Raw genomic sequence first — 12,294 nt, 5'->3', positions numbered from 1 at the left:
GGGGCACTTGACGGTCCTCCCGAACAATTCGGTCGACACCCGTCCCGAACCGCGGGAAACTCCCCGCGATGACTCAACGAACCGACACGCCTCCCGCATGGGACGAGCGCACGCAGCTGACCACCTTCCTGGACTACGCCCGTGCCACCGCGCGGGCCAAGTGTGAGGACGTCTCCGCCGAAGACGCTCGCACGGCCCCGCTCCCGCGTTCACCGCTGATGACGTTGTGCGGACTGATCGGCCATCTGCGGTGGGTCGAGTACTACTGGTTCCAAGTGGTGTTTCTGGGCGAGGAGCTCGCGGGGCCGCTCGCCGAGGCGACCGACGACGATCCCGATCCCGAGATGCGGACGGCGGTCGACATCCCTTTGCCCCGGCTTCTCGCCGAGTACGACGAGCAGAGCGCCCGATACCGTCGTCTCGTGTCCGACCACGAGCTGGACGAAACGGCCGAGCGACCCCTCAGCGGCGGCCGCCATGTCGACCTCCGCTGGGTGATCCTCCACGTCATCGAGGAGACGTCCCGCCACAACGGCCACCTCGACATCGTGCGTGAGCTCGTCGACGGGCGGACCGGCGTCTGAGACCCGCCGTGTCGGTCATGAGCGGAGCGGAGCGAGATCGCCCACACCCACGGGCATGCCAACGGGTATCACTGAAAGTGACATGACGAGGAACGCGTCTCCGCGGACCCTCCACGGCACGCGGGCGACCTCTGAGCACGCCACCAGCTCCTGAAACGCTCCCGCGTCCCGGTAGCGTGGGGCACCGTAGAGCTGGAATACCGTGACGGCCGACCCCATGGTGACGCGATGTGTTGGAGTGCGACGGCCGACCTGGCAGCCGGTGCAGGTATCGCCGCTGTCGGAGTGGCCTGTGTGACGCGTGCGCGGCGGCCCCGGGATCTTCCGCTGGCCGCGCTCCCGCTGCTGCTGGGAGCCCACCAGATCGTCGAGTCCCTGGTCTGGCACGCCGGGGGAGGCACCGGCCCCGCCACCGTCGCCTGGGCCGCCATCGCCCTTCCGCTGCTGCCCGTGTGGGTGTCGGCGGGCGTGATGTGCGCGGCGCCCCGGCACGCCCGCCGCCGGCTCACGGTGCCCCTCGTGATCGGCGTCGCCACCGCCGCCGTCCTCACGTTCGCCCTCGTGACCCGTCCGGTGCGGGCCGAGATCCGCGGCCACACGCTCGGCTACGTGGTCGATCTGGCCCACCCGGGTCTGCTCGTCGGCGGCTACCTCCTGGCCACGATCGGCTCGCTGCTGCTCTCCGGCGACCGGCTGCTCCGGCTGCTCGGGCTGCTCGTCGGGGCGGGCGCGCTGATTTGCTGGACGCTGTGGGAGCTGGAGTTCGTGTCGACGTGGTGCGCGTTCGCCGCGGTGTGTTCGGTGGCGCTGTACGGGTGGGTGCGTCGCCGGCCGGATGCCGGGAGCCGGGAGACCTGACGCCGCACCCGGCGTCGCGGGGCGCGACCCGAGGGGGCCTCCCCTCACATGCGCGGGGCGACGCGCGGACCGCCGTGCCCCCGGGTGGGGGACACGGCGGCGGGACCCGCGAACCCGTGCGCTGCCGGGTGACTGCGGGCGGCTGCGGGTGTCCGTGGGGATCAGCGGGCGGGCTGTCGCAGCACGGCGACGTCCCTGGGGGAGAGGACGACGGAGCCCTCGTCGTCCGTCGTGCCGACCAGCGGTTCCCCGGTGATCCCGGGCAGCGTCACCGTCCTGTCGGTCCGGTTGACCAGGAAGAGATAGCGGCTCCCGCCGCCACGCCGCACGATCAGCTCGACGCTCCCGCGTGCCGCGTCCGGCAGTTCACTCCCGACACCGGCGGGTGTGAGCAGCTCCGGGAGCAGGCCGGTGAGACCTTCGGCGCCGAGCCGGGTGGAGACGTACGCGGCCGAACCCTGCCCCACCGGTCGGCGGGTGACCGCGGGCCGGTCGGCGTACGGGCCGCTGCGGTAGTGGGCCAGCACCTCCACCGCGGGGTCGGTGACCGTGATCCGGTCGGTCCACACCGTACCGGTCGCCCCACTGGTCACGCCGTTCACACCGACCTCGACGGTGTCCGTGCCGAGCAGCGGGCCGAACTCCTCGATGCGGATGCCGAGCAGCTCACGCAGGGCACCCGGGTAGCCGCCGAGCCAGATGTGGTCGTTCTCGTCGACTACGCCGGAGAAGTACGTCGTGACCAGGTGGCCGCCGTTCTCCACGTATCGGGTGAGTTCCTTGGCCAGTGGCGCCGGGACGACGTGCAGCACCGGCGCGATGAGGACCTGGTAGCGGTCGAGTTCGGTGTGCGGGGTGACGACGTCGGCGCGGACGCCGAGGGCCAGGAGGGCCGAGTACCAGTTCAGCGCCTCCCGCCGGTAGTCGAGGAGGGAGGTCGGGTGGGAGTCCTGTTCGCTCGCCCACCAGGAGTCCCAGTCGAAGACGATGCCGACCCGGGCCGGTTCGCGCTCGGTCCCGGCGACCGGGGCCAGCGCGTCGAGGGTCTGCCCGAGGCCGGTCACCGCGCGGAAGACCTCGCTGTCGGGACCGGCGTGCGGGACCATCGCCGAGTGGTACTTCTCGGCGCCGGCCGCCGACTGGCGCCACTGGAAGAAGCACACCGCGTCGGCGCCGTGCGCCACATGGACCAGCGAGTCGCGGGCGAGGTCGCCCGGCCGCTTGGCCACGTTGACGGGCTGCCAGTTGACGGCGCTGGTGGAGTGCTCCATGAGGAACCACGGACGCCCGCCGGCGATGCCGCTGACGAGGTTGGCGGAGAAGGACAGCTCGTCCCGGTCCTGCGGCCCCGGCACCACGTAGTGGTCGTTGGAGACGAAGTCGATCTCGGCGGCCCAGTCCGTATAGTTCATGCCCTTGGTGCCGCCCATCACCATGAAGTTCGTGGTGACCGGCACCGTGGGCGTGAGCTCGCGCAGCACGTCGCGCTCCGCGCGCAGGTAGTCCTTGAGCGCGTCGGAGGAGAAGCGCTTGAAGTCCAGCTGCTGGGTGGGGTTCGGGTGGGAGGCGGCCAGGCGGGGCGGCAGGATCTGCTCCCAGTCGCTGTAGCGCTGCGACCAGAACGCGGTGCCCCAGGCGTGGTTGAGGGTGTCGAGCGTCGTGTAACGCGCGCGCAGCCAGTCCCGGAAGGCGCGGGCTGCGTCGTCGGAGTAGTCGTAGACGTTGTGGCAGCCCAGCTCGTTGGAGACGTGCCAGGCCACCAGCGCGGGGTGGTCCGCGTACCGCTCCGCCATCGCCCGCACCAGGCGCAGCGCGTGCGCGCGGAAGACGGGGGAGGTGGGACGCCAGTGCTGTCGGGCCCCCGGCCACAGTGTCTCGCCGGAGGCGGTCACGGGGAGGATCTCCGGGTGTGCGGTGGTGAGCCACGGAGGCGGGGACGCCGTGGCGGTGGCCAGGTCGACGCCGATGCCGCCCGCGTGCAGCAGATCCATGATCTCGTCGAGCCAGGCGAAGTCCCAGTCGTTCTCGGCCGGTTGGATGCGGGCCCAGGAGAAGATCCCGATGGAGACGATGTTGACGCCGGCCTCACGCATCAGCCGTACGTCCTCCTCCCACACCTCGCGCGGCCACTGCTCCGGGTTGTAGTCGGCGCCGTAGGCGAGCCGGGGAGTGGGATCACCGTCCGGCCCGTGCCGCAACTGGGACAGGAGGGTGGAGATCATGGCGGTCCTTCCGGTGTGCTGCACGGGGTGGTGCGAGGTGCGTGGTTGCTTCCGGGCGCCCGCCGCCGAGCACCCGTGGGTGCTCAGCGGCGGATCCGGAGGGGAATGCCGGTTACTTCGAGACGGTGAAGCCCTGCTCGTTGCCGTACTTGACGGAGGCGTCCTGCCAGGACTTCAGACCGGCGGCCAGCTTGGTGCCGGATATGTAGGCCTTGCCGACGGTGTCGTTGAAAATCGAGTTGGCGTACTGCTGGAAGGGCAGGTACGACCAGTCGCTGCCGACGTTGGCGGCGGATTCAGCGAAGATCTTGTTGGCCTCCTGGCCGCCGAAGTAGTCGAACTTGATGTTCTGGAAGTCGGTGGACTGGAGTTCGGCCTTGGTCGCCGGGAACGCGCCCTCCTTGATGCGGCTCTGCACGCCGTCGCCGGAGTCGGCGTACTCGACGAACGCGTAGGCGAGTTCCTTGTTCTTGCCCAGCGCGGGCAGGGCGAGGGAGCTGCCGCCGTTCTCCGCGGTCGTCTTCTCCCCCGTGGCCCACTGCGGCATGGGGGCGGCTCGCCAGTCACCGGAGGCGTTCGGCACACCGGAGACGAAGTTGGCGGGCATCCAGGCGCCGGTGGTCAGGGTGGCGATGGTGCCGTCGCCGAGGCCCTTGTACCAGTCGTCGGTCCAGCCGTTGATGGGCGCGAGGAGCTTCTCGTCGATGAGCTTCTGCCAGGTGTCGGTGTACTTCTTGGCGCCCGCGTCCTCGAAGTCGACCGCCACCTTCGTGCCGTCGACCTTGTAGGGGCGCGAACCGGCCTGCCACAGCATGCTGGTGGTGAAGCCCGCGTCGCCGGCGTCGTTGGCGATGTACGCCTTGGGGTCGGCCTTGTGCAGCTTGCGGGCCGCGTCGACGTACTCGTCCCAGGTGGTCGGGACGGCGATCTTGTACTTGTCGAAGACCTTCTTGTTGTAGAACATCGCCATGGGGCCGGAGTCCATCGGCAGGCCGTAGACCTTGTCACCGTCGCTCACGGCGTTCCACGGGCCCGGGGTGTACTTGGAGGCGAGCTTGTCGGCGCCGTAGGGGGTCAGGTCGCTGAGGCCCTTGGTGAGGGAGTACTGACTCAGGGCGAAGTACTCGACCTGGGCGACGTCGGGGACGCCCTTGCCGGCCGCGATGGCGTTCGACAGCGCCGTGTAGTGCTTGTCGCCGGACCGGTCGCCGACGAGGTTGACCTTGACCTTGGGGTACTTCTTCTCGAAGTCGGCGACGACCGTCTTCAGCGTGGGCTCCCAGGCCCAGACCGTGACCGACCCGCCCTTCTTGAGGGCCGCCTGGATGTCCGTGGCGGAGACCGCCTTCTGGCCCGAGCCGCTGTCGTCGGAGCTTCCGCAGGCGGTCGCCCCCAGGGCGAGGACGGAGAGGAGGGTGAAGCCGCGCAGCAGGCGGCCGGTGGTTCTGCGCATGGAGGTGCTTCCACTTCTTCGTGGGCGGGACTTCTTCATGGGTGGGGCAGGGGGAGCAAGAGGGGTGTGACTGGGGCCTGGGGTCGGGCTATTCCTTGACGCTTCCGGCGGCGAGCCCGGACTGCCAGTACTTCTGCAACAGCAGGAACGCGGCGATCAGCGGCACGATGGTGAGCAGGGAACCGGTGATCACCAGGTTGAAGATCACGTCGCCGCCGATCGTCTGGGCCTGCGAGTTCCACGCGTCCAGGCCCAGGGTCAGGGGGTACCAGTTCGGGTCCTTGAGCATGATCAGCGGCAGGAAGTAGTTGTTCCAGGTCGCCACCGTGGTGAACAGCAGGACGGTCACGGTGCCGGGGGCGAGCAGCGGCAGGGCCACCTGGAAGAAGGTGCGGATCTCGCCCGCTCCGTCGATGCGGGCGGCCTCCATCAGTTCGGTGGGGATGGCCTCGCTGGCGAAGACCCACATCAGATACAGACCGAAGGGCGACACGAGCGACGGGATGATCACCGCCCAGGGCGTGTCGGTCAACCCCATCTTGCTGAACATCAGGAAGGTCGGTACCGCCAGGGCGGTGCCGGGGACGGCCACGGCACCGATGACCACGGCGAAGACGGCGCGCTTTCCGGGGAACCTGAACTTCGCCAGCGCGTAGCCGCCCAGGATCGCCAGGAGGGTGGCGCCGCCGGCGCCGAGCACGACGTACAGAAGGGTGTTCAGCAGCCACCGGACGAAGATGCCGTCGTGGTAGGCGAACGTGTCGTGGATGTTGCTCCAGAGGGCGAACTTGTGGCTGAACCAGAGTCCGGAGGAGTCGGCGAGTCCGTCCTGGGTCTTGGTGGCGCTGATGACCAGCCACAGCAGGGGCACCACCGTGTAGACCAGGATCAGTCCGGTGAGCACGGTCAGCAGAATGCTGCGTCGCGGGCGCCTGGACGCGTTCTTGCGGGGGGTGCGCAGTCGGGGTGTCACCGTGGAGCCGCCGGTCCCGGCCCGGGCGGGCGCGGAGGGGGAGCCGGTGGTGACGGGGCTGCTCGTGCTGCTCATCGGGTCACGCTCCCTTGCGCATGCCGCGGAGCTGCACGACATAGGCGATGACCATGGTGATCAGCCCCATGATGATGGCGACCGCCGCGGAGTAGTTGTGCTGCTGCCCGTTGAAGGACAGCGAGTACGTGTAGAAGTTCGGGGTGTAGTCCGTCGTGATGGCGTTGCGCGCCAGCGGCCGCAGGATGCTCGGCTCGTTGAACAGCTGGAAGCTGCCGATGATCGAGAAGATCGTCGCGATGACCAGGGCGCCGCGGATCGCGGGGAGCTTGATGGCCGAGATGACGCGCAGCTGCCCCGCACCGTCGATCTCCGCCGCCTCGTACAGGGACTGCGGGATCACCCGCAGCGCGGAGTAGAAGATCAGCATGTTGTAGCCGACGAACTCCCAGGTGACGATGTTGCCGATCGACGCCAGGATCAGGTTCGAGGAGAGCGGGTCGGGCAGGGTGACGTCGAAGGCGCTGTTGATGTCGCCGACCAGGCCGAACCGCGTGCCGTACATGAAGCCCCACATCAGGGTGGCGACCACGGCGGGCACCGCGTACGGCAGGAAGATCGAGATCCGGAAGAAGTCCCGGCCGTACAGGCGGCCGCTGTCCAGAGCGAGTGCCACGAACAGGGCGATGCCGAGCATGATCGGCACCTGGATGGCCAGGAACAGGGAGACGCGGGCCAGGGAGTCCCAGAACTGGTGGTCCTGGAGCGCCTGTTGGTAGTTGTCGAGGCCGACGAAGGACGTGCCGCCGATGAGCTTGTCGCGGAAGAGGCTGAGATAGATCGAATAGGCGATCGGAGCCAGGAAGACGAAGGCGAAGACCACCGCGAACGGGCCGATGAAACCCCAGCCGGTCCAGGAGCGGCGGTCCCGTTTCCCCGGAGGCCTCTCGGGGCGCCGGGTCACGGCCGCGGGGGGTTGAAGCGTCGTCATGTCGTTCCTCGCTCGTCCATCTCGGAACCGGCGTCTCACACCGTCGCGATGTTTGCGTAAACATCAGCCGCGAGAAGTGCCGTGGCCTGTTATGTTTACGTAAACATCTGATGGCGGCATGTCTACACTGCGCCAATGTCGGTGGTCAAGAGTCGCCGGAGGAACGGCTTCTCGGGAGCAGGGGAGACGGGTGGACACTGCGGACAGCGGGTCGACGGACCTGGATCGGGCCCGTACGCGCACGGGAAAACGGGCAGGGCGCCGGACGCAGGGCGCGTCCATGGCGGACGTCGCACGGCTCGCCGGTGTCTCGTCGCAGACGGTCTCCCGGGTGTCCAACGGTTACGACGGTGTCAACGAGGAGACCCGGCAGCAGGTCCTGGCGGCGATGAAGGAGCTGGGCTACCGGCCCAACAGCGCGGCCCGGGCCCTGAAGCGCGGTGAGTTCCGCACCATCGGCGTCATCACCTTCAACCTCTCCACCACGGGCAACATGCGCACCCTGGAGGCGATCGCCAACTCCGCGGCGCAGGACGGCTACGCCGTCACCCTGCTGCCCGTCGCCGTCCCCACCCAGGACGAGGTGCGAGGCGCCTTCTCCCGGCTCGGCGAGCTCGCCGTCGACGCCGTCATCGCCATCATGGAAGTGCACCTGCTCGACGCGGCGACCATCTCCCTGCCTCCCCATGTACAGGTGGTCGTCGCCGACTCCGACGCCGGCGACCGCTACGCCGTGGTCGACACCGACCAGGCGGGCGGAGCCCGTGCCGCCGTACGGCACCTGCTGGACCTCGGCCATCGCACGGTCTGGCACCTCGCGGGTCCGGAGGAGTCGTTCGCGGCGCAGCGCCGCGCCGACGCTTGGAACGCCGCGCTGACCGTGGAGGGACGCGTCACGCCGCCGCTCGTACGGGGCGACTGGTCGGCGGAGTCCGGTTACCGCGCGGGCCTGCTCCTCGCGGACGAACGGGACTGCACGGCGGTGTTCGCCGCCAACGATCAGATGGCACTGGGGCTCCTGCGGGCCCTGCACGAGCGCGGCCGGCGGATTCCCGAGGACGTCAGTGTCATCGGCTTCGACGACATCCCCGAGGCCGGCTCCTTCCTGCCGCCGCTGACCACGGTCCACCAGGACTTCGCCGAGGTGGGACGCCTCTGCGTCGAGGGCGTCCTGCGGAGGATGCACCTGGACGGTACGGAACACGGCACCACCCTCGTCCCCACCAAGCTCGTGGTCCGCGCCAGCACCGGACCGCCGCCCACCGGGGAACGGTCGGACGGGGACACGCGGGTGTCGCTCGACGCGGGGTGAGTCCTGTCGTCCGGAGGGGGGCGCGCCGCGCGTCGGTCCCGGCTTCGCGTGCGGGCGTGCGGGCGTGTGGGTCCACGGGCGTGCGGGTACACGGGCGCGCGGGGCGGATGTTCGAGTGCGATCCCCGTGGCCGTCGGCACCCGTTCCTGCCATGGACGTGACGTTCGCCAAGGTGTCCGGACGCCGGTACTGCATGACCGTCGTCCGCGAACACGGCCGCCCCCAACTGGCACCGCGACAGGGTCCGGGCTCCGGCCGCTCCTCGACGCCCCTCGTACCGTGAGCGTGCAGGCCCGAGCCGCTGCGCGACACGCCGTGAACCGGACGGGACCCGGTGCCGCGACAGGCACAACACGACGGTCGAGGCAGCCGAGGCAGCTGGAGGGCATCGGGCATCCGCGCCCCGGCCGGCACGACAGCGGCGGCCGAGCAAGCGACGTAGACAAGACGACATTCCACGGCTGCACAGCTGCGGGGCTCCTTCGTGTGCGGCGGGCTACTCGGCCAACTGGTCCTCCAGATACGCCTGGACCGGCCCGAACAGCCCACCCGGCACGAGCTCTGGGATTTCTCCAAGCCGCACCCAGCGAACTTCCGCCACCTCCCGCGGACTCGCCGCGTGAGCAGTACCCGACAGCAGCCGGCACGCGACGTAGGCGACGGGCCGACCAGTCACCGGGTGCACCCGCTCGCCCAGCGAGGAGACCGGTTCCACGACCACGCCAGCCTCTTCCAGAGTCTCGCGCGCCGCTGCCTCGCCCGGGGTCTCGCGCGGCTCGACCTTGCCTGACGGGAACGTCCAAAGAAGGGAGCCCTCCGGAGCGTTGCGGCGAATCAGCAAGACATGCCCTGCATGAACGATCACTGCGCCGGCGATCGCGCCTTCGTCCGACATGACACCTCAACTCGCCCTCAGAGAATGGCTATCACCGCGTGCGCCCCGGTGGCACGGACATCATGCCGCCATTACGGGCCCGCCTCGGGAGGCGTACAGGTCCCGACGCAACCGCCGCTATCTGCGCAGGCGCCAGATCAAGGTCGAGCGAAGGATCGACCAGCTCGAGCGGTCAAGGGCCGTTGTCACCTGCTACGACAAGTACGCCTGCGTCTTCACCGGCACCGGCACTCTCCGGGCCTCAGCGAACTCGTCATGCCTGGCTCGGGAGCGGCTCTCTTGGCGTACCCGAACGTCGTCGAACCCCGCGTCACGAATTCGCGACGTCGTCGACGCTCGGTCACCACATCCGCGATGATCACGCGATGAACAGAACCCTTGCCGCCACCGCAGTCACCGCCCTGCTCCTCGGCGCGCTCACCGCCTGCAACAGTGGCGACAACAAAGCCGACCAGGGCGCCAACGGCAAGGACGGCGGCGCCAACGGCAAAGCGCTCGACGCCGGTGCCGCGTTCACGGAGCTGTCCGGCAAGGTCGGATCAGCGAAGCTCTCCGGCACGGTCACGGCGGAGAACGACCCGAACAAGCTGCTCGGCCGCCCCAACCAGTACACGTCGAAGATCACGTTCTCGGACAGCCGGATCTCCGCCGACGACGTCACCGGCACCGACAAGGGCGACGTCAGCCGGGGCGGCGCCATCGAGGCGTTCAGCTCGGGTGCCGACGCCACGGCTCGGGCCGAGTACATCCAGGCCGTCACCAAGGGGATGCCCGCGCTCTCCGAATACGACTACGTCCACGGCACGGTCGTCGTACGGGTATCGCACTACCTCACACCGAAGCAGGCCGCCGTGTACAAGGCCGCCGCCGACGGCCTGAACTGACAGCGGCCAGGAAAAGGCCCCTCGCCGCTGTCGGCACTGTGCTCGCCCCGGTACCGCTCACCAGCTGCTGCGGCGAGCCCACCGACAAGGAGAAGGTGTACACGGAAGGCGTACGCGGACGCTGTCTCCTCGCCGACCCGGACGTCACCCTGCTGACCGACTGACAAGTCGGTGGAGGTCGCTGCGCTCAGCGACTCGCGTCTTTGTCCCCGTCTCCGCCTCCGTCGCCCTCCTCGTTCCCGGCCGAGCGTCACTCCATCGGCTCACCTGTGGATGCTCCGCCCGTGGCGGTGGAGTCGACTGGGTGGACCGTCGAGGCGACTTCCGTCGAAAGGGACACAGCGTGCCCATATCCGGTTCCATAGCGGGCCGTCGGCGTGGGGCCACGGTCATCGCGTCGGCGGTGTTCTGTTCCACCGTGCTCACCGCGGCGGATCCCGCTCCGGCAGACGTGCCCTTCCCTCCGGCACCCGCCCCGCGACTGGACTGGAAACCCTGCGTCGAGGGACCCGAGTACGACTGCGCGATCGCCAAGGTCCCGCTGGACTATCTCGACCCCGGTCGCCGCACCATCGAGCTGGCCGTCGTCAGACGAAAGGCGACCGGCCCCGGACGGCGCGCGGGCACCCTGTTCTTCAACCCCGGCGGCCCGGGCGGCCCGGGAACCGTACAGATGCCGCAGAACTACGGGTCCTTCCCACGCGAGATACGGGAACGCTTCGACATCGTCAGCTGGGATCCACGCGGAGTCGGCAACAGCACCGCGGTGAACTGCTTCCCGACCACCGAGGAGGCCGTCGCCTGGGCTGCCGGCAAGCCGGTCGGTCTCCCCGTGGGCGAACAGCAGCGGGCGGCCTGGATCGCCGCGTTCGCGGATCTGGGCCGGCGCTGCGAACGACGGGACCCCGAGCTGCTGCGCCATGTGTCGACCGCCGACACCGCCCGCGACCTCGACCAGCTCCGTCAGGTGGTCGGCGACCCGCAACTGACCTACCTCGGCGTCTCCTACGGCACGTTCCTCGGCGCCACCTACGCCAACCTCTTTCCCGGCAAGGTCCGCGCGATGGTCCTCGACAGCAACATCGACCCGCAGGCCTGGACGAACCACGCCTCCGACGCGGAACCCCGGCTGACGCCGTTCCTGCGCATGGGCACGGACGTCGGCGCCGCGGCGACCCTGGACCAGTTCCTCACCCTGTGCGGGTCCGCGTCCACGGCCGCCTGCGCCTTCTCCGCGGGCGGCGCGCGAGCCACCCGGGACAAGTTCGACGAGCTGATGCGGCGACTCCGGCAGCGTCCGGTGGGCGACTGGACCTACGGCAGGACGGTCGCCGACGTGGTCAGCTCGCTGTACGTCGTCCACCCCGGCTGGACGGACCTCGCGGCCAGGCTGCAGGACCTGTGGCAGGGACGCCTTCCGCAGTCGGCCGCCCCGTCGCCCGCGCCGCCGGTACCGGTCCCGTACACGGGCACCGAGCAGGCCGCCGCCATTCTGTGCTCCGACAGTCCCACCCCGCGCGACCCCGGTGTGTACCACGCGCTGGAGGAGGCCGCCGCCCTCCGGGCCGGGGACGCCGGACGTTTCTGGACCTGGGGCGCGGAGCCGTGCGCCACCTGGCCGGTCGTCGCCGCGGACCGCTACCGCGGGCCGTGGAACGAGCCGACGGCGCACCCCGTCCTCGTGGTCGGCACCACCTACGACCCCGCCACCCCTTACACGGGCTCGCAGGCCATGGCCAGGGATCTGGCCTCCGCCCGTCTGCTCACCAACCACGGCTACGGACACACGGCGCTGCTCAACCCCAGCGACTGCGTCAGGCAGTACGAGAGCCGCTACTTCATCGACGGCACCCTCCCGCCCGTCGGAGCGACGTGCCAACCGGACGCACGTCCCTTCCCCGCCCCCAAACCGCGCGGCGGCATCGCCACCGGCGGCGGTGGGAAGGCCGGACCCACCAACACCTCCTGAACCCGCTTCCGGTCATCACGGGCACGGTCCGCGGGTCCGTGTCCGAAGCCGAAACCGATCCCGAAACCGGACACGGAACCAGGGGAAGCCAAGGCGCCCGATCCGGGAGCGTCAAGATCCGTGCGTACGGCAACTTCC

Annotated in this window: 12 protein-coding genes; 7 read left to right on the top strand and 5 right to left on the bottom strand. The window is 69.7% G+C overall.

The window, feature by feature from the left end:
* The first annotated feature begins 68 nt into the window (after positions 1–68).
* Both ACFV2J_RS13430 and ACFV2J_RS13425 read left to right on the top strand, forming a co-directional pair.
* Positions 69–584: a DinB family protein gene (locus tag ACFV2J_RS13430; RefSeq protein WP_385082052.1), complete on the top strand. Its 516-nt coding sequence runs from the start codon at positions 69–71 to the stop codon at positions 582–584.
* 228 nt (positions 585–812) lie between these two features.
* The gene (locus ACFV2J_RS13425) at positions 813–1,442 is read left to right on the top strand and encodes a DUF6629 family protein (RefSeq protein WP_385082053.1); all 630 of its coding nucleotides are present in this window, start codon (positions 813–815) and stop codon (positions 1,440–1,442) included.
* Between the two features lie 161 nt (positions 1,443–1,603).
* On the opposite strand, the gene ACFV2J_RS13420 is transcribed toward ACFV2J_RS13425, so the two are convergent.
* The 4 genes from ACFV2J_RS13420 to ACFV2J_RS13405 form a co-directional block, all read right to left on the bottom strand.
* Complete coding sequence (locus tag ACFV2J_RS13420; RefSeq protein WP_385082054.1) at positions 1,604–3,664, bottom strand: beta-galactosidase; 2,061 nt, start codon at positions 3,662–3,664, stop codon at positions 1,604–1,606.
* 112 nt (positions 3,665–3,776) lie between these two features.
* Entirely contained in the window at positions 3,777–5,117 is a 1,341-nt protein-coding gene (locus ACFV2J_RS13415; protein ID WP_385438596.1) for an ABC transporter substrate-binding protein, read from the bottom strand.
* Between the two features lie 88 nt (positions 5,118–5,205).
* The gene (locus ACFV2J_RS13410) at positions 5,206–6,165 is read right to left on the bottom strand and encodes a carbohydrate ABC transporter permease (protein ID WP_385082057.1); all 960 of its coding nucleotides are present in this window, start codon (positions 6,163–6,165) and stop codon (positions 5,206–5,208) included.
* Positions 6,166–6,169: 4 nt separating this feature from the next.
* The gene (locus ACFV2J_RS13405) at positions 6,170–7,096 is read right to left on the bottom strand and encodes a carbohydrate ABC transporter permease (RefSeq protein ID WP_385082058.1); all 927 of its coding nucleotides are present in this window, start codon (positions 7,094–7,096) and stop codon (positions 6,170–6,172) included.
* 280 nt (positions 7,097–7,376) lie between these two features.
* Here ACFV2J_RS13405 and ACFV2J_RS13400 point away from each other — a divergent pair, with 280 nt between their 5' ends.
* Together ACFV2J_RS13400 and ACFV2J_RS13395 are read left to right on the top strand one after the other, a co-directional pair.
* The gene (locus ACFV2J_RS13400) at positions 7,377–8,408 is read left to right on the top strand and encodes a LacI family DNA-binding transcriptional regulator (RefSeq protein ID WP_385438592.1); all 1,032 of its coding nucleotides are present in this window, start codon (positions 7,377–7,379) and stop codon (positions 8,406–8,408) included.
* A gap of 151 nt (positions 8,409–8,559) precedes the next feature.
* A complete protein-coding gene (locus ACFV2J_RS13395) occupies positions 8,560–8,691 on the top strand; it encodes a hypothetical protein (RefSeq protein ID WP_385082060.1) in 132 nt (43 codons plus the stop codon).
* A 213-nt stretch (positions 8,692–8,904) separates the two neighbouring features.
* Here the strand turns inward: ACFV2J_RS13395 and ACFV2J_RS13390 are convergent, their stop codons facing one another.
* Positions 8,905–9,303, bottom strand: a complete 399-nt coding sequence (locus ACFV2J_RS13390) for an NUDIX hydrolase (RefSeq protein WP_385082061.1) — start codon at positions 9,301–9,303, stop codon at positions 8,905–8,907.
* 365 nt (positions 9,304–9,668) lie between these two features.
* On the opposite strand from ACFV2J_RS13390, the gene ACFV2J_RS13385 reads away from it, so the two are divergent.
* From ACFV2J_RS13385 to ACFV2J_RS13375, 3 genes are all read left to right on the top strand, one after another.
* Entirely contained in the window at positions 9,669–10,187 is a 519-nt protein-coding gene (locus ACFV2J_RS13385) for a hypothetical protein (RefSeq protein ID WP_385082063.1), read from the top strand.
* A 38-nt stretch (positions 10,188–10,225) separates the two neighbouring features.
* Positions 10,226–10,351 (top strand): hypothetical protein, encoded by a 126-nt coding sequence (locus ACFV2J_RS13380; protein WP_385082064.1) that lies wholly within the window; start codon positions 10,226–10,228, stop codon positions 10,349–10,351.
* A 179-nt stretch (positions 10,352–10,530) separates the two neighbouring features.
* On the top strand, positions 10,531–12,156 hold the full coding sequence (locus ACFV2J_RS13375) for an alpha/beta hydrolase (RefSeq protein WP_385082065.1): 1,626 nt from the start codon (positions 10,531–10,533) through the stop codon (positions 12,154–12,156).
* Positions 12,157–12,294 lie beyond the last annotated feature (138 nt).

This window comes from Streptomyces sp. NPDC059668 (assembly GCF_042734135.1).
Taxonomy (GTDB): domain Bacteria; phylum Actinomycetota; class Actinomycetes; order Streptomycetales; family Streptomycetaceae; genus Streptomyces.
The sequence above is the reverse complement of the archived record's forward strand: the minus strand, read 5'-3'. Positions and strand labels throughout refer to the sequence as shown.

Coding starts and splice junctions, on each gene's coding strand:
- ACFV2J_RS13400 (WP_385438592.1), top strand. CDS start 7,377: ATGGCGGACGTCGCACGGCTCGCCGGTGTCTCGTCGCAGACGGTCTCC.
- ACFV2J_RS13410 (WP_385082057.1), bottom strand. CDS start 6,165: ATGAGCAGCACGAGCAGCCCCGTCACCACCGGCTCCCCCTCCGCGCCC.
- ACFV2J_RS13425 (WP_385082053.1), top strand. CDS start 813: ATGTGTTGGAGTGCGACGGCCGACCTGGCAGCCGGTGCAGGTATCGCC.
- ACFV2J_RS13415 (WP_385438596.1), bottom strand. CDS start 5,117: ATGCGCAGAACCACCGGCCGCCTGCTGCGCGGCTTCACCCTCCTCTCC.
- ACFV2J_RS13390 (WP_385082061.1), bottom strand. CDS start 9,303: ATGTCGGACGAAGGCGCGATCGCCGGCGCAGTGATCGTTCATGCAGGG.
- ACFV2J_RS13385 (WP_385082063.1), top strand. CDS start 9,669: ATGAACAGAACCCTTGCCGCCACCGCAGTCACCGCCCTGCTCCTCGGC.
- ACFV2J_RS13420 (WP_385082054.1), bottom strand. CDS start 3,664: ATGATCTCCACCCTCCTGTCCCAGTTGCGGCACGGGCCGGACGGTGAT.
- ACFV2J_RS13395 (WP_385082060.1), top strand. CDS start 8,560: ATGGACGTGACGTTCGCCAAGGTGTCCGGACGCCGGTACTGCATGACC.
- ACFV2J_RS13430 (WP_385082052.1), top strand. CDS start 69: ATGACTCAACGAACCGACACGCCTCCCGCATGGGACGAGCGCACGCAG.
- ACFV2J_RS13405 (WP_385082058.1), bottom strand. CDS start 7,096: ATGACGACGCTTCAACCCCCCGCGGCCGTGACCCGGCGCCCCGAGAGG.